We start from the raw sequence: 15,556 nt of genomic DNA, 5'->3' as shown, positions 1-15,556 counted from the left end.
AAATGAAAAGAGGGAACGAGATGGCAAGGTTTATAGCAGAAAATGCGACAGTGATCGGTGATGTAGAATTAGGAGAAGATGTCACGATTTGGTACCAAGCAGTGGTTCGTGGTGATAGCAATTGGATCAAGATCGGCAATGGAACCAATATTCAAGACGGAACAGTCATCCATGTTGATCATGATGCACCAGTCGAAATCGCTGAAAATGTCACAGTTGGTCACCAATGTATGCTCCATGGTTGTAAAATCGAAAAGGGTGCGTTGATCGGTATGGGAGCGACCGTGTTGAATCATGCAGTCATCGGTGAAAACAGCTTGATCGGTGCCGGGTCACTTGTGACCGAAGGAAAAATCATCCCGCCGAATGTTTTAGCTTTTGGCCGACCAGCCAAGGTGATCCGTCCTTTAACAGAAGAAGAAATCCGCAAAAATAAACAGAATATCGCGCATTATATCGAGATGGGACAAAAACATGCGGACGGATTTTTCAAAGAATGGCAAAACTAGGTTGATCGCCTGTTTGTATAGCGAAAAAAGAAGGACTGTCATGTGAATATGACGGTCCTTCTTTCATTGGTCTTATCGGTTGATTAGCTTAATGAAGCACTGTTTTCCATGACTTCATCGATCAAACCGTATGCTTTTGCTTGTTCAGCAGTCATATAGTTATCACGATCTGTGTCTTTTTCGATCACTTCGATTGGTTGACCAGTACGTTCAGCCAAGATTTTATTCAGGCGTTCGCGCGTTTGTAAGATGTGACGTGCAGCGATCTCGATCTCTGTTGCTTGACCTTGAGCGCCACCCAATGGTTGGTGGATCATGATTTCAGCATTTGGTAAAGCAAATCGTTTGCCTTTTGTTCCGGCAGTCAATAAGAAGCTTCCCATTGAAGCAGCCATCCCCATAACGATTGTTTGAACATCTGCTTTCACAAAATTCATTGTGTCGTAAATCGCCATTCCGGCAGTTACAGAACCACCAGGTGAGTTGATGTAGATGTAGATGTCTTTTTCAGAATCTTGCGCATCAAGAAATAGTAATTGCGCGATGATCGAGTTTGCAAGATCATCTGTTACTTGTCCGCTCAACATGATGATGCGGTCTTTCAATAAACGTGAGTAAATATCATAGGCTCTTTCCCCACGTGAGGATTGTTCAATAACTGTAGGAATTAAATTCATAATAAGGTTCCTCCTTGATTTGTTTAGAAATAGTGTAACATAAATTGATTTTGATTACCTACAAAGTAGTATACATTTTTGGTCAATAAAGGTCAAATGAAAAAACTTTCCGATAGCTAGTCTCATAAAGTCAGTTTATGTTATGATAAAAAAAGAAATCAATAAGAAGGAGGAACCATAATTGGTAATTGCTATCACAGGTTTTATCGGTGTATTAGTAGGAGCGATCTTAGTGTATTTTGGGATGGCGATCCAGATGCGTCATTTAGAGAATAAAGAGCAACGTAGACGCGAATTGGAACTAAAAGTCAAAGAAATCGAAACGTTGAATCAATTGAATAAAAAAATCAATGAGATCCTCCAAAAGCGCGCAAGCTTGTTAGAAGAATATGTCAGCTTTGATGCTTTTGACGATTGTTATATCACAATCGATGATTTTGCGTATCTGCAATCATTTTCTGCACAAAATAATTTTTATTTACCCAATTATATTTTAGACGAATTATTCCAAAATATCGCACATCGCAAAGTGATTCTTTCACCGGATGAAACAATGAAGATCGGTGGTTATGCTTACAAAGGTGGTCGTGTGATTTTAGAAAACTTTACAGACAACTTGACCGCAATGATCAATGAGAAAAAATCCCAGTTGAAAAATACGACTAGACAACCGATCGGCTTTTTCTCAAAAGATGATGTATGGAGCTAAGTAAATGCTTAAATATCGCTTGTTCAACTAAATAGCAAGCAGATACTAACGATAATAGAAAAAGTTTGGACATTCATAATGAGTCCGAGCTTTTTCTTTTTTGTTCCTGTGGTAAAATAGGGATGATCGGAGTGAGGACTATGGTACAGATTTATGCACATCGAGGAAGTAAGGGAACGCATCCAGAAAACACCTTACCAGCTTTTTCTGAAGCAGTAAGAGTAGGGGCTGATGGAATCGAGCTTGATGTTCATCTGAGTAAAGACGGACAGTTGATCGTGATCCATGATGAAACAGTCGATCGAACCACGAATGGTAAAGGTCTGGTGCGAGAAAAGACCCTTGAAGAATTAAAGAAGTTGAATGCAGGAAGTTGGTTCAGTAAAGAATTTCCAGCAGCGAAGATCCCAACCTTGAAAGAAGTACTCTCGTTGCTTCTCCAAAAAAACTATCGAGGCACATTGATGATCGAAATCAAAACAGATAAGTATGAATATGAAGGAATCGAAGCGCGAGTATCTGAACTAATGACGAAAAACGAATGGCCGTTTCGTCATGCGTATTGCAGTTTCAATCTTCGTTCATTAGAACGCTTATCCGTCATCGAACCTGATGCACAGTTGGACCTTTTGATGAGTGATTCAATGGAGAAATTCGAATTAGCTAAGACATTGCCTTTTATCGAAGGGCTTCATCCTAAAGCGGCTTGGGCATTTAAACACTCTCAGGAACTACAAGAGTTTCCAAAACGTATTCGCCTTTGGACAGTCAATACGACCGAAGATCTTGAAAGAGGCTTCAATGAACCTGTTGATGCGCTCATCACAGATTTTCCTGAACGTGCCTGGTATGTGAAACAATTAAAGAAAAAGTAGGAGTCATATGGAAAAAGTATTAGTGATCGTAGGACCCACAGCAGTTGGTAAAACAGCATTGAGTGTGACACTTGCCCAAAAATTCAATGGCGAGATCATCAGTGGGGATTCCTTACAAATTTATAAACAACTTGATATCGGTACAGCAAAAATCAAGCCGAGTGAAATGATGGGAATCCCACATCATTTGATTGATGTGATCGAACCGGATCAACAGTATTCGGCAGCGGATTTTCAGCGAACAGGTAGACGACTGATCACTGAGATCACCAACAGGGGCAAGTTGCCGATCATCGTTGGTGGTACAGGTTTATATATTCAATCGTTATTGTACGACTTTCAATTAGGAGCAAATGAAGATACAGACCCAGACGTTCGAGCGAAATATGAACAAATGGCGGAACGACTAGGAAAAGAAAAGCTATGGGCTTATTTGAACGATCGTGATCCGCTTGCAGCAGAAAAAATCCATTGGAACAATCAACGAAAAGTGATTCGAGCGTTGGAAGTATTCGAGACAACTGGCTACAGTATCATGGCACCAAAAGAAACGCCAGTGTGCTTATATGATTACTATATGATCGGTCTGGATACCGAGCGTGAGTTCCTTTATAGCAGGATCAATCAACGAGTGGATCAAATGTTGGCGGAAGGACTGATTGCAGAAGCAAGAAAAGTCTATGAGCTTGGAACAGTTCAAGCAAGTCAAGGAATCGGCTACAAAGAATTATTTCCTTATTTTGAAGAAAAGATCACTTTAGATGAAGCAGTCGAACAAATCAAACTGAACTCGCGGCGGTACGCGAAACGTCAACTGACTTGGTTTCGTAATCGCTTGACGGCGAATTGGTTTGATCTATTAAAAGAACCGACAGATCTTGCAAATATCGAAAGTGCCATCGAAGGTTGGCTGAAAGAGGTGAGCGCGTGAAAGAAGCAAAAGAAAAAGTGATCATCGTTGGTGTAGAAACAGAAGAAAATCAACGGTATTTTGCTGAATCAATGAAAGAATTAGCACAATTGACAGATACGGCGGCGGGTGAGGTTGTTTATACCCTTACGCAAAAGCGCCCTCAAGTAGATCGGCAAACGCTGATCGGTAAAGGAAAACTCCAAGAATTGACACAATTAGCGGATGCTTATGAAGCAGAGCTAGTCATTTTCAATCATGAACTGACTCCGCGTCAAAGCCAACTGATCACAGATGCGGTAGGCGCCCCAGTGATTGATCGAGTCCAATTGATTTTAGACATCTTTGCCATGCGTGCGCGTTCGAAAGAAGGAAAGCTTCAAGTCGAGTTGGCACAATTGGAATACTTATTACCTCGTCTAGCTGGGCAAGGAAAGTCGCTTTCTCGTCTTGGTGGAGGAATCGGTACAAGAGGTCCAGGGGAAACAAAATTGGAAACAGATCGTCGCCATATCCGTAATAAGATCTTAGGCATAAAAAGAGAATTAAAAACAGTAGAAGCGCATCGAGAACGCAACCGCCAGAAAAGACAAAGCAGTGATGTGTTTCAAATTGGGTTGATTGGTTATACGAATGCCGGTAAATCGACGATCCTCAATTTATTGACGCAAGCAGAATCATATGCAAAAGATCAATTGTTTGCCACGCTAGATCCACTCACTAAAAAATGGCGTTTTGCGGAAGGGCTTGAGCTGACTGTGACGGATACAGTTGGATTTATCCAAGATTTGCCCACACAGTTGATCGATGCGTTCCATTCGACCCTTGAAGAAAGTCAAGGCATGGATCTGTTATTACATGTCGTTGACGTGAGTTCTTCTGATCGGATCTTGCAAGAACAGACGGTTTTAAAATTAATGGATGAGCTAGAGATGAAAGAAATGCCTGTTTTGACGGTCTATAATAAATCTGATTTGATCGATCCAGCTACCTTCACGCCAACGCTATTCCCGAATGTCTTGGTTTCGACTCAAACACAAGAAGGGAAAGAACGCTTGATTGAAGCAATCAAACGACAGTTGATGGAGCTGATGGTCCCATATACAAAACTGGTACCTAGTGATCAAGGACAACTGCTAAGTGAGTTGAGAAGACAGACGCTTGTACTAGATGAGCATTTTATTGAAGACGAAAATAGCTATGAAGTACGAGGGTTTGCGAATAAAAACTCTAAATGGATAAAAAAAGATGAGTTATTTTAAAAAGTAAATAGTAAGAATAAATATACTTGGTTGGCTTCATTTAGGAGTTGACCAAGTTTTTTTATAAAAAAACTTGGTTTCTATGTAAGAAAACCTTACATGAGAGGTTGACAGCATTTTTTGTGATTGGTATACTTTAGTCAATTGATAGGACGAAAGGAGACGTCAGATGGGAGAAAAGGAATTACGTCGTTCAATGTCGGTTTTTCCAATTGGTACAGTTATGAAACTAACAGACTTAACCGCTCGGCAAATCAGGTATTATGAAGAACAGGAATTTGTTCATCCTGAGAGAAGCGAAGGAAATCGGCGCATGTATTCTTTGAATGACATCGATATTTTACTAGAAATCAAAGACTATCTTTCAGAAGGACTGAATATGGCTGGGATCAAACGTGTCTATGAAATGGCACAGGCGAAAAAACAAGAAGAAAAAAGTAAAAAACCGCTGACCGATCACGACGTTCGTCAAATTTTCCGTGATGAGATCTTAGCTCAAGGCGGGTTAGCGAAAACAGGACATTATCAGTCACAAGGGTTGCAACAACGTCAATACTTTGACTGAATGGAATAAAAAATAGAAAGAGGGATACAGATACCATGGTAAAGAAACAAATCACAGGCGAAGAGATTAAACGAATCATTGAGGATGAAAACGTACGATTTTTACGTTTAATGTTCACAGATATTTTAGGAACGATCAAAAATGTTGAGGTTCCAGTGAGTCAAATCGACAAAGTGCTTGAAAATAAAATGATGTTTGATGGTTCTTCGATCGAAGGATTTGTCAGAATCGAAGAAAGTGATATGTACTTGTATCCTGATCTTTCTACTTGGATGATCTTCCCATGGGAAAGCGACCACGGTAAAGTGGCACGCTTGATCTGTGATATTTATAATCCAGACGGTACACCATTTGCTGGGGACCCTCGTGGCAATCTAAAACGTTCATTGAATGACATGAAAAAACTTGGTTTCACCTCATTCAACTTAGGCCCTGAACCAGAGTTTTTCTTATTTAAGTTAGACGAAGATGGCGGGATCACGACGACTTTGAATGATAAAGGTGGCTACTTTGATTTTGCCCCAACTGACTTGGGCGAAAACTGCCGCCGAGATATCGTGTTAGAATTAGAAAGCTTAGGCTTTGAAGTAGAGGCTTCTCACCATGAAGTCGCTCCTGGACAACACGAGATCGACTTCAAATATGCGGATGTCGTAGACGCTTGTGACAATATCCAAACGTTTAAATTAGTAGTAAAAACCATTGCACGTAAACATGGCTTACATGCGACCTTCATGCCAAAACCATTATTCGGAATCAATGGTTCTGGAATGCACTGCAATATGTCTTTGTTCAATGAAGAAGGAAACGCCTTTTATGATAAAGATGGCGATTTAGAGTTAAGCCAAACGGCATACCACTTCTTAGGTGGTTTATTGAAACATGCACGCGCGTATACCGCAGTCTGCAATCCAACAGTCAACTCTTACAAACGTTTAGTTCCAGGTTATGAAGCACCTGTTTATGTAGCATGGAGCGGACGAAACCGTTCACCATTGGTACGTGTGCCTGAATCTCGTGGTCTATCGACTCGTCTAGAATTACGTTCTGTGGACCCGGCGGCGAATCCATACTTAGCGATGGCTGTGTTATTACAAGCAGGATTAGACGGAATCCGTAACGAATTGACACCACCACCAGCGGTTGATCGCAACATTTACGTGATGAATGAAGAAGAACGTGAAGAAGCGCAAATCCAAGATCTCCCATCAACGATCCACAATGCGATCAAAGAATTGCGTAAAGATAAAGTGATGATCGATGCGTTAGGCAATCATATCTTTGCAAACTTTGTCGAAGCGAAACGCCTGGAATGGGCAGCCTTCAGACAAACAGTTTCTGAGTGGGAAAGAGAACAATATTTAGAACTTTATTAAGCAACGATTTCTAATAAAAGTGTACAATGCCGAATCTATGGGGTAATAGCCATGGTTCGGCTTTTTTTAAATTATATTCGTTAGTTTTGCGATGGATTCTAAAGAACTAATTTACTGTCATTGGTTTAATGTAATATGTAAATATCAATTGATTGTATGTGTGTGTTTCACTCGCCATTGTTCTAACTTGATATTTACCCAGAAACCATATATTCCTAAAGTGATGATAGTGAGTAAGAACCATTTGATCCAATGACCGAATAATTGCATTGCTGTACCATCAAAGTAAAGCCTTTTTCCATTGATTACAGTATGTTTGATTTTCCAATTATATAAGAGACAAAATCCCCAAGGTGCGCAGATACCTAACGTTAGAATGGTGATAAGTGAAGCTAAAATCGATGTACCAATATAAGTGGCAAGTCCACCATCAAAATAAGATTCTTTCATAAATGTTCCTCTTTTCTAGATAAATTTTTTTTAGTTCAATATTAATAGTAACATTTTCTTCTTGTATTTTCCTAATAATTTCTCAATATTTCCTATATTCTATTTTACTTCTTATTTTAATCAATCGAATAATAATTAAAGTCTTTTAAGAAAGTGAGCGGATTCAATCACAATTGAACACTTGACTTTCTCCTAGATAGCTTGTAATATACACCTTGGGCACCCTTTTAGAGGGTCAGAAGTTTACAGAAATTACCGCTCCCTATTCTTTTGAAGGATAGGGAGCCTTATTTATTTTCTTAGACTTTTCCTGCAGATAAAACAAGAAGGAGTTTTTGAACATATGACAAAATACATTTTTGTGACAGGCGGCGTTGTTTCATCGATTGGTAAAGGGATTGTCGCAGCATCTTTAGGCCGTTTGTTGAAAAATCGTGGATTGAAAGTAACGATCCAAAAATTTGATCCATACATCAACGTGGACCCAGGAACAATGAGTCCTTACCAACACGGAGAAGTTTTCGTCACAGATGATGGAGCAGAAACGGATTTGGACTTAGGCCACTATGAACGTTTTATTGACATCAACTTGAACAAATACTCCAATGTGACGACAGGAAAAATTTATTCAGAAGTCCTACGTAAAGAGCGTAAAGGGGAGTACTTAGGAGCAACTGTCCAAGTTATTCCACATATTACCAATGAAATCAAAGAAAAAATCATGCGGGCAGCAAAAATGACCGATTCAGATATCATCATCACTGAAGTTGGAGGAACAGTTGGGGATATTGAGTCACTTCCGTTCTTAGAAGCTTTACGTCAGATGAAAGCGGATGTTGGTTCTGATAATGTGATGTATATCCACACAACCTTGATCCCTTATTTGAAAGCGGCTGGTGAAATGAAAACTAAGCCAACACAACACAGCGTAAAAGAATTACGTGGTTTAGGTATCCAACCAAACATTTTAGTTGTTCGAACAGAGCAACCTGTTTCTCAAGATGTTAAAAATAAATTAGCTCAGTTCTGTGATGTGGAACCAGAAGCAGTGATTGAATCGCCAGATGTGGATACATTATATTCAATCCCATTATTATTACAATCACAAGGAATGGATCGAATCGTTTGTGATCATTTGAAACTATCAACCCCAGAAGCAGACATGACAGAATGGAAAGCGTTAGAAAATCGCGTATTGAACTTGAAGAAAAAAGTACGGATCGCTTTGGTCGGAAAATATGTTGAATTACCAGATGCCTACATCTCAGTTGTAGAAGCATTGAAGCATTCTGGCTTTGCGTTTGATGCGGATATCGAATTAGATTGGGTAAAAGCCCATGAGCTAACGAGTGAAAATGTCGACGAACGATTGAAAGATGCCGATGGGATCTTAGTACCAGGCGGATTTGGTGACCGAGGTATCGAAGGAAAGATCGAAGCTATTCGTTATGCACGTGAAAATGATGTGCCTTTCTTAGGAATCTGTTTAGGAATGCAAATGGCTTGTGTTGAGTTTGCACGTAATGTCGTAGGTCTAGAAGACGCAGCTTCAGCAGAAACTATTCCAGGAACAGAACACAACATCATCGACTTGATGGCAGATCAAGAAAACATTGAAAATCTGGGTGGTACGTTGCGTTTAGGTCTTTACCCATGTAAAGTCAAAAAAGGTACGACAACTGCTGCAGCTTACGATAATGCAGAAGTTGTGCAAGAACGTCATCGTCATCGCTATGAATTCAACAATAAATACCGTCAACAATTTGAAGAACATGGCTTAGTGTTCTCTGGTGTCTCTCCAGACAATCGTTTGGTTGAGATCGTCGAGATCACAGAGAAAAAATTCTTTGTAGGATGTCAATTCCATCCAGAATTGATCTCACGTCCAAATCGTCCGCAAAAATTGATCAAAGCATTTGTTGGTGCTTCATTAGCAGAACGCGAAACAAAATAGGCCGATGAAATTATTTGATTCGTCAAAATCGTGCGGTGTCAAATAATTAGAATTGTTATTAATAAATAACTAAAAATGTTCGTGGCGAACCTTTTACCAATGATATTTCAGTAGTGGCTGTTTTTTAAATGAAAAAAGCTTCTTGAAAATTTTCATTTTTATTGATTTTAGTAGAAAACTACTGAAATGTTTGGTAAAATAGGTTCGTTGGTTAAGGAATGTCTTAACAAATTTAGTTATACAAAATTTAGGAGGAATTTATTATGCCAGTAGTATCAGGAGCTGAATTTTTACAAGCTGCTCGTAAAGGCGGTTATGCAGTCGGCGGGTTCAACACAAACAACTTAGAATGGACTCAAGCGATCTTAGAAGCAGCTGAAGCTAAAAAAGCACCAGTACTTATCCAAACTTCAATGGGTGCAGCTAAATACATGGGTGGTTATAAAGTATGTAAAGACATGATCACTAATTTAGTTGAATCAATGAACATCACTGTTCCAGTAGCAATCCATTTAGACCACGGTGACTACGATGCAGCATTAGAATGTATCGAAGTTGGCTATACTTCAGTTATGTTCGATGGTTCTCATTTACCATTCGAAGAAAACTTGAAATTAGCTAAAGACGTTGTTGAAAGAGCTCATGCTAAAGGAATCTCAGTTGAGTGTGAAGTAGGTTCAATCGGTGGAGAAGAAGATGGAATCATCGGATCAGGCGAATTAGCAGACATCGAAGAATGTAAACAAATGGTAGCAACAGGTATTGACTACCTAGCATGTGGTATTGGTAACATCCACGGTCAATATCCAGAAAACTGGAGCGGATTAGCATTTGACCACTTACAAGCAATTGCTGATGCTGTAGGTTCAGACGTACCTTTAGTATTACACGGCGGATCTGGTATTCCTCAAGATCAAATCGAAAAAGCAATCTCAATGGGTATCTCTAAAGTAAATGTTAACACTGAATTCCAATTATCATTTGCTGCAGCAACTCGTGAGTATATCGAAGCTGGTAAAGACCGCGAAGGTAAAGGATTTGACCCTCGTAAATTATTAGCACCAGGTAAAGCAGCAATCGTTAAAGATGCTGAATCTCATATCGACTGGTTCGGTTCTGCTAACAAAGCATAATCGATAAAAACTAGATCGATTCCAAGAATTGAAAGAAGAGAGCAATGTGCCAGTCAGGCGGTTGTTCTCTTCTTTTTTGTTTAAATAAAACGAACGATGCTCGTTTCTTCGTTTCATCTATGATAAAATACAAACATATGTATAAAATTTGAGGAATAAACAAGGTGGGGAACAAATGAAAAAAATAATTATCGAAGGAAATCGTCCATTGACCGGTGAAGTAACGATCAGTGGTGCTAAAAATAGTGCAGTTGCCTTGATACCGGCAGCGATTTTAGCAGATTCTCCGGTGATCTTGGAAGGTGTACCTGATATCCAAGATGTTCATTCATTGATAGAGATTTTAGAGATCATGGGCGCTACTGTCCGTTTTGCAAATAATGTCTTAGAGATCGATCCTCGTGGCGTTGTTTCAGTACCAATGCCAAGTGGAAAGATCAATAGTTTGCGTGCGTCTTACTATTTTATGGGAACATTATTAGGTAAATTCGGTGAAGCAGTTGTCGGTTTACCAGGTGGTTGTTACCTTGGTCCCCGTCCCATCGACCTTCATATCAAAGGATTTGAAGCATTAGGTGCGAAAGTAACCAATGAACACGGTGCGATGTATTTACGAACAGAAAACAAAACACTTAACGGAAACCGTGTATTTATGGACGTGATTTCTGTTGGTGCAACGATCAATATCATGCTAGCCGCAGTAAAAGCAAAAGGACAGACAACGATCGAAAATGCAGCACGTGAACCTGAGATCATTGACGTTGCGACATTATTGAACAATATGGGTGCCAAGATCCGTGGAGCTGGTACGGACGTCATTCGTATCGAAGGGGTAGAAGAACTGCATGGTTGCCGTCATTTTATGATCCCTGACCGTATCGAAGCAGGGACTTATTTAGCTGTGGCTGCTGCGGCAGGAAATGGCATAAAAATCAAGAACGTGATCTATGAGCATCTTGAAAGTTTTATTGCAAAACTTCAAGAAATCGGCGTAAGTATGAAAATCAGTGAAGACGAGATCGAAGTCTATCCTTCAAAGGATTTGAAAGCAGCAAATGTGATGACTTATCCGTATCCAGGTTTTGCCACAGACTTACAACAACCGTTGACACCGTTATTATTGATGACCACAGGAACTGCTGAAATCGTGGATACGATCTATTCGAAACGAGTAAATCATGTTCCTGAGTTGGCACGAATGGGTGCTGATATTTCGGTAGAAGGCAATATGATCATTTTGAATGGCCCAAATAAACTCCATGGCGCTGAAGTCGTTGCTTCAGATTTACGTGCAGGTGCTTGTTTAGTGATCGCAGGATTGATGGCAGAAGGCACGACAACGATTTATAATGTCGAATATATTTTGCGAGGCTACGATCATATCATCGAAAAGTTAACTGCAATTGGAGCAAGTATTAAAATGGTGGAGGAAGTGGAAGCCGAATGAGCGATTATTTGACAATGGCCGAACTGGAAAACAAAACGCTAAAAGATGTTTACAGTTATGCAAAAGAATTCAAGATTCCTTATTACAGTAAAATGAACAAAAAGGAATTATCCTTAGCTGTTATCCGGGCACAGGCTGAGAAACAAGGCTTCTATTATATGGAAGGGATCTTAGATATCGTAGGACAAGATGGCTATGGCTTTTTACGGCCGATCAATTATGGTCCAAGTGTTGAAGATATCTATATCTCTGCTTCTCAGATTCGTCGTTTCAGTTTAAGAAACGGGGATAAAGTAGCTGGTAAAGCAAGACCGCCAAAGGAATCAGAACGTTATTATGGGTTGATGCATGTTGAAAGTGTCAACGGTAAAGATCCAGAAGATGCGAAAGAACGCCCGCATTTCCCAGCACTGACGCCTCTTTATCCTGAGAAACAGCTTCGCTTAGAAACAACGCCACAACAAATAGCAACTCGCATGATCGATATTTTTTCCCCTATTGGATTTGGCCAACGTGGTTTGATCGTTGCACCTCCGAAAGCAGGAAAAACATCCATCCTAAAAGAAATCGCCAATGGCATCACTGAAAATCATCCAGAAGTTGAATTGATCGTCTTACTGATCGATGAACGACCAGAAGAAGTCACTGACCTTGAACGCAGTGTCAAAGGTGATGTGGTTTCTTCTACGTTTGATTTGCAACCGCAAAACCATACTCGGGTTTCTGAATTGGTGTTAGAGCGTGCCATGCGTTTAGTTGAAGACAAACGAGATGTCGTTATCTTGATGGATAGTATCACACGATTAGCACGTGCATATAACTTAGTCGTGCCGCCAAGTGGTCGAACATTAAGTGGAGGGATCGATCCAGCTGCCTTGTACAAACCGAAAAAATTCTTTGGTGCTGCCAGAAATATCGAAGAAGGCGGTAGCTTGACGATTTTAGCAACGGCATTAGTTGATACAGGGAGTCGGATGGATGATGTCATCTATGAAGAGTTCAAAGGAACAGGGAACTTAGAGTTACAATTGTCACGTGAATTATCAGAGCGACGTATTTTCCCAGCAATCGACATCAAAAAATCAGGTACGCGTAAAGAAGAGTTATTGATGGATAGCGAGCAACTAGAAGAAATCTGGAAATTGCGTAAGCATATGATTGGCGACTCATTAGAATATACGGAACAATTGATTCGTTTCTTGCGAAAAACTAAAAATAACCAACAATTTTTTAAAGAATTCCAAGATGTTTCTTTTGGCAAAAAAAATCCCACAAGAAATTTAAAAAGATAATTGCAAGCTCATAGGAAACATGGTAAGATGTAAATGTTGTAAATCGACAAATCAACTCTGGTTCAGCAAATGAAGCAGGGCAAAGGAGCGAATAGCATGAAAGAAAATATCCATCCAGATTACCATCCAGTAGTATTTTTGGATTCTACAACTGGTTTCAAATTCTTGTCAGGTTCAACAAAAACTTCACAAGAAACAGTTGAATGGGAAGACGGTAATACATACCCAGTCATCCGTGTCGAAGTAACTTCTGACTCACATCCATTCTATACTGGACGTCAAAAATTCACACAAGCAGACGGACGTGTGGACCGTTTCAACAAAAAATACGGTCTCAAAGACGCAAACGCTGCGGAATAATAAAAACGTTGTTAAGTCAAGGTTTAGCAGACTATCCCATGAGGATAGTCTGTTTTTTTTATTTTTTGTAAATTTCTATGTAAAGCTCATGAACTGGGTATCTATTAAAAAATAATCTCTAAATAGTATCGTTAGCCGTTTGATGTATATAATTACTGATTTCTTGAGCTTTCGCAAAATAATAATATGCTTCTGGACTAAATTTTTTAATCTTTCCCATCTTTTTAAAGAGGAAAGCACCGGTTAGTTCAGGCAAAGATTTAGATGAGTCGTAGTGTTCGATAGTTGTATGATTAGATTTTATCAGACAAGCTAAATATGCAGCTTTAGAAGCACTCACCACAGCTTCTTCTAATATATAGTTTTTACAAATGATATGAGACTTGATTCTCCGGATTCCATCTTCTAATTTTAAGAATGTCTCTTTATAACTACTACCACGTCCCCCAATAACACATGCAGTTTTTAGGATATCATCTAAGACGTCATCAGGATCCATGTTACTTAATTCGCGATAGATAAGTTCTTGTTTCGCGCATTTGATGAAAGCGGCTCTTATTTTATCTAAACCTTTTGCTTGGTCAAATAAGCTTTCAACGTCAAATAACTGTTTAATAATTTCCATTTCTTTTCCCTTGTTGTAAGGAATACCAGTAGTATTTGGGGCAAATGCAGTTAACTTATCGCCTAGTATGTTTTCGATATCAGGGACGTAAACTGCTTTGTTTGGTGGTGAAGTAACTACGAAAGGACTATTGATCGGCAGTTCTATTACCTGATTGTAGGGAGAGGACTCAAATAAAATATCAAGTAATACATAGGATTCTGTACCATCTAATGGTGATGGATAAAAAAACTTAAAATGCGCCTTGGGAATCTCTGTTTGATAGCGTGATTGTTCTTCAAATCGGGTAAAGAGAGAACAATCAATAATTGTTTGTAACGTATTAGAAAGTTTTTCTTTGGAGATTGTTCTAGTAATAACAATATCGATATCAATAGAGAATCGTTTAATTTCTTCAAGCAATAAAAGTAAACAAGTTCCGCCTTTAAAAATAAACTCTAATTGAGTATCTGTAAGCTTTTCTAGTAAATATAAAGCGTGTGTTACTTTGTCCAATAAATTATGGTCTAATTTTTGATAGTCCTTTTCTACAGATGAATACCAGTCAGCAGTAAAACTAGATTCTTTAATCATTCTTCTTCTCCTTTTTTAGCCAATATTTGTTTTAGTTCTTGGTTTACATTTCTCTTTTTTGCGTAACGGGTAAGCGTTGAATAATTAATATTATACGTATTTAGAATAGTAGAGATAATTGTTTGGATTTCTGCAGAGCTGATTGGGAGAATAATGGGATTGTTTACTAGTAAATCGACAATTAATTTTTCTATTTTAGGAATGTAAAAGTTTCCATCAAACTTATTTAAAGGAGCATCAACATATAAGCGATTGATAATAATATTTTCTTCTGAAGGACTAATATAGTAGTCATACATCTTTTGATCCGGGGACACAAAAGTATTAGGGAACTGATCCTTCAAAAAATGAAAGGAAGCATCTAAGGTATCAATTTCGATTTCGATGATTAGATTGTTTGTCTGGTACACGTGATTAGACAGATTACCAATATATCGTGTGGAATATATGCTAAAGTTCACATAAGGAAATTTAGTTTGTAAAAGGTTAGCTATGTGTAAAATTTTATCATTAGGTGCTGGAGTAAACGTCTCCTTTTCGCTGAGTGCATAGACACCTCTTTTGGGACTATAAATGAGTCCTTGTTGCTTAAGCGTATAAATCCGCCAACGTAATGTATTCATTGGTAAATTAGGAGTGAATTGTCGATAAAACATGTGGAGTTCTTCCGTGGAAATTTCTGATTTATTTTTCAAATAGTTAATTAACTCATTTTTATATAGATTACTAGACATAATAATTCTCCTAGGCAAATAATTGGGTATAAATAATCATAAAACCCGAATGTTTGATTTATTTTAACAAATAATTGGGTGTAAATCAAATTATTACCCTAATAT

16 protein-coding genes are annotated in these 15,556 nt (G+C 38.8%); 12 read left to right on the top strand and 4 right to left on the bottom strand.

The features are described from left to right. The first annotated feature begins 20 nt into the window (after positions 1–20). A complete protein-coding gene (locus JZO83_RS11345; RefSeq protein WP_206856549.1) occupies positions 21–509 on the top strand; it encodes a gamma carbonic anhydrase family protein in 489 nt (162 codons plus the stop codon). An 83-nt stretch (positions 510–592) separates the two neighbouring features. Here the strand turns inward: JZO83_RS11345 and clpP are convergent, their stop codons facing one another. Continuing rightward, positions 593–1,186, bottom strand: a complete 594-nt coding sequence (gene clpP, locus JZO83_RS11340) for an ATP-dependent Clp endopeptidase proteolytic subunit ClpP (protein ID WP_010736070.1) — start codon at positions 1,184–1,186, stop codon at positions 593–595. 181 nt (positions 1,187–1,367) lie between these two features. Between clpP and JZO83_RS11335 the strand changes: the two genes are divergently transcribed. The 6 genes from JZO83_RS11335 (at position 1,368) to glnA (ending at position 6,883) form a co-directional block, all read left to right on the top strand. After that, complete coding sequence (locus JZO83_RS11335; RefSeq protein WP_206856550.1) at positions 1,368–1,895, top strand: hypothetical protein; 528 nt, start codon at positions 1,368–1,370, stop codon at positions 1,893–1,895. 140 nt (positions 1,896–2,035) lie between these two features. Next, positions 2,036–2,770, top strand: coding sequence for a glycerophosphodiester phosphodiesterase (locus JZO83_RS11330; protein ID WP_207115808.1), 735 nt, complete (start codon positions 2,036–2,038; stop codon positions 2,768–2,770). Between the two features lie 7 nt (positions 2,771–2,777). Then, entirely contained in the window at positions 2,778–3,701 is a 924-nt protein-coding gene (gene miaA / locus JZO83_RS11325; RefSeq protein WP_207115807.1) for a tRNA (adenosine(37)-N6)-dimethylallyltransferase MiaA, read from the top strand. Beyond that, the gene (gene hflX / locus JZO83_RS11320; protein WP_207115806.1) at positions 3,698–4,942 is read left to right on the top strand and encodes a GTPase HflX; all 1,245 of its coding nucleotides are present in this window, start codon (positions 3,698–3,700) and stop codon (positions 4,940–4,942) included. Before miaA ends, hflX begins: the two co-directional genes overlap by 4 nt. Before the next feature lie 169 nt (positions 4,943–5,111). Next, the gene (locus JZO83_RS11315) at positions 5,112–5,507 is read left to right on the top strand and encodes a MerR family transcriptional regulator (RefSeq protein WP_010736065.1); all 396 of its coding nucleotides are present in this window, start codon (positions 5,112–5,114) and stop codon (positions 5,505–5,507) included. Between the two features lie 35 nt (positions 5,508–5,542). Further along, positions 5,543–6,883, top strand: a complete 1,341-nt coding sequence (glnA, locus tag JZO83_RS11310) for a type I glutamate--ammonia ligase (RefSeq protein WP_206856554.1) — start codon at positions 5,543–5,545, stop codon at positions 6,881–6,883. Between the two features lie 144 nt (positions 6,884–7,027). Here the strand turns inward: glnA and JZO83_RS11305 are convergent, their stop codons facing one another. Continuing rightward, positions 7,028–7,333 carry a DUF898 family protein gene (locus JZO83_RS11305; protein ID WP_206856555.1) on the bottom strand — a complete coding sequence of 102 codons (306 nt, stop codon included), beginning with the start codon at positions 7,331–7,333 and terminating at the stop codon, positions 7,028–7,030. A gap of 343 nt (positions 7,334–7,676) precedes the next feature. On the opposite strand from JZO83_RS11305, the gene JZO83_RS11300 reads away from it, so the two are divergent. The 5 genes from JZO83_RS11300 to JZO83_RS11280 all read left to right on the top strand — a co-directional run bounded on the left by JZO83_RS11300 (position 7,677) and on the right by JZO83_RS11280 (position 13,519). Further along, a complete protein-coding gene (locus tag JZO83_RS11300; protein WP_206856557.1) occupies positions 7,677–9,287 on the top strand; it encodes a CTP synthase in 1,611 nt (536 codons plus the stop codon). Between the two features lie 263 nt (positions 9,288–9,550). After that, complete coding sequence (locus JZO83_RS11295) at positions 9,551–10,420, top strand: class II fructose-bisphosphate aldolase (RefSeq protein ID WP_206856558.1); 870 nt, start codon at positions 9,551–9,553, stop codon at positions 10,418–10,420. A gap of 175 nt (positions 10,421–10,595) precedes the next feature. Then, on the top strand, positions 10,596–11,867 hold the full coding sequence (locus JZO83_RS11290) for a UDP-N-acetylglucosamine 1-carboxyvinyltransferase (protein WP_206856559.1): 1,272 nt from the start codon (positions 10,596–10,598) through the stop codon (positions 11,865–11,867). After that, positions 11,864–13,159 (top strand): transcription termination factor Rho, encoded by a 1,296-nt coding sequence (gene rho / locus JZO83_RS11285; RefSeq protein ID WP_206856560.1) that lies wholly within the window; start codon positions 11,864–11,866, stop codon positions 13,157–13,159. Before JZO83_RS11290 ends, rho begins: the two co-directional genes overlap by 4 nt. Positions 13,160–13,255: 96 nt before the next feature. Continuing rightward, positions 13,256–13,519, top strand: a complete 264-nt coding sequence (locus JZO83_RS11280; RefSeq protein ID WP_010718705.1) for a type B 50S ribosomal protein L31 — start codon at positions 13,256–13,258, stop codon at positions 13,517–13,519. A gap of 118 nt (positions 13,520–13,637) precedes the next feature. Here the strand turns inward: JZO83_RS11280 and JZO83_RS11275 are convergent, their stop codons facing one another. Then, the gene (locus JZO83_RS11275; protein ID WP_207115805.1) at positions 13,638–14,717 is read right to left on the bottom strand and encodes a nucleotidyl transferase AbiEii/AbiGii toxin family protein; all 1,080 of its coding nucleotides are present in this window, start codon (positions 14,715–14,717) and stop codon (positions 13,638–13,640) included. Continuing rightward, positions 14,714–15,451 carry a DUF6577 family protein gene (locus JZO83_RS11270; RefSeq protein ID WP_207115804.1) on the bottom strand — a complete coding sequence of 246 codons (738 nt, stop codon included), beginning with the start codon at positions 15,449–15,451 and terminating at the stop codon, positions 14,714–14,716. The genes JZO83_RS11275 and JZO83_RS11270 overlap by 4 nt, the downstream gene beginning before the upstream one ends. Positions 15,452–15,556 lie beyond the last annotated feature (105 nt).

This window comes from Enterococcus sp. DIV1298c (genome assembly GCF_017316315.1).
Lineage (GTDB): Bacteria > Bacillota > Bacilli > Lactobacillales > Enterococcaceae > Enterococcus_B > Enterococcus_B mangumiae.
This window is presented reverse-complemented; position numbering and strand designations above follow the sequence as displayed.

Bases quoted from the DNA above. Each gene is read 5' to 3' on its own strand.
- JZO83_RS11345 (WP_206856549.1), top strand. From the start codon at position 21: ATGGCAAGGTTTATAGCAGAAAATGCGACAGTGATCGGTGATGTAGAA.
- clpP (WP_010736070.1), bottom strand. From the start codon at position 1,186: ATGAATTTAATTCCTACAGTTATTGAACAATCCTCACGTGGGGAAAGA.
- JZO83_RS11330 (WP_207115808.1), top strand. From the start codon at position 2,036: ATGGTACAGATTTATGCACATCGAGGAAGTAAGGGAACGCATCCAGAA.
- miaA (WP_207115807.1), top strand. From the start codon at position 2,778: ATGGAAAAAGTATTAGTGATCGTAGGACCCACAGCAGTTGGTAAAACA.
- JZO83_RS11315 (WP_010736065.1), top strand. From the start codon at position 5,112: ATGGGAGAAAAGGAATTACGTCGTTCAATGTCGGTTTTTCCAATTGGT.
- glnA (WP_206856554.1), top strand. From the start codon at position 5,543: ATGGTAAAGAAACAAATCACAGGCGAAGAGATTAAACGAATCATTGAG.
- JZO83_RS11305 (WP_206856555.1), bottom strand. From the start codon at position 7,333: ATGAAAGAATCTTATTTTGATGGTGGACTTGCCACTTATATTGGTACA.
- JZO83_RS11300 (WP_206856557.1), top strand. From the start codon at position 7,677: ATGACAAAATACATTTTTGTGACAGGCGGCGTTGTTTCATCGATTGGT.
- JZO83_RS11295 (WP_206856558.1), top strand. From the start codon at position 9,551: ATGCCAGTAGTATCAGGAGCTGAATTTTTACAAGCTGCTCGTAAAGGC.
- JZO83_RS11290 (WP_206856559.1), top strand. From the start codon at position 10,596: ATGAAAAAAATAATTATCGAAGGAAATCGTCCATTGACCGGTGAAGTA.
- rho (WP_206856560.1), top strand. From the start codon at position 11,864: ATGAGCGATTATTTGACAATGGCCGAACTGGAAAACAAAACGCTAAAA.
- JZO83_RS11280 (WP_010718705.1), top strand. From the start codon at position 13,256: ATGAAAGAAAATATCCATCCAGATTACCATCCAGTAGTATTTTTGGAT.
- JZO83_RS11275 (WP_207115805.1), bottom strand. From the start codon at position 14,717: ATGATTAAAGAATCTAGTTTTACTGCTGACTGGTATTCATCTGTAGAA.
- JZO83_RS11270 (WP_207115804.1), bottom strand. From the start codon at position 15,451: ATGTCTAGTAATCTATATAAAAATGAGTTAATTAACTATTTGAAAAAT.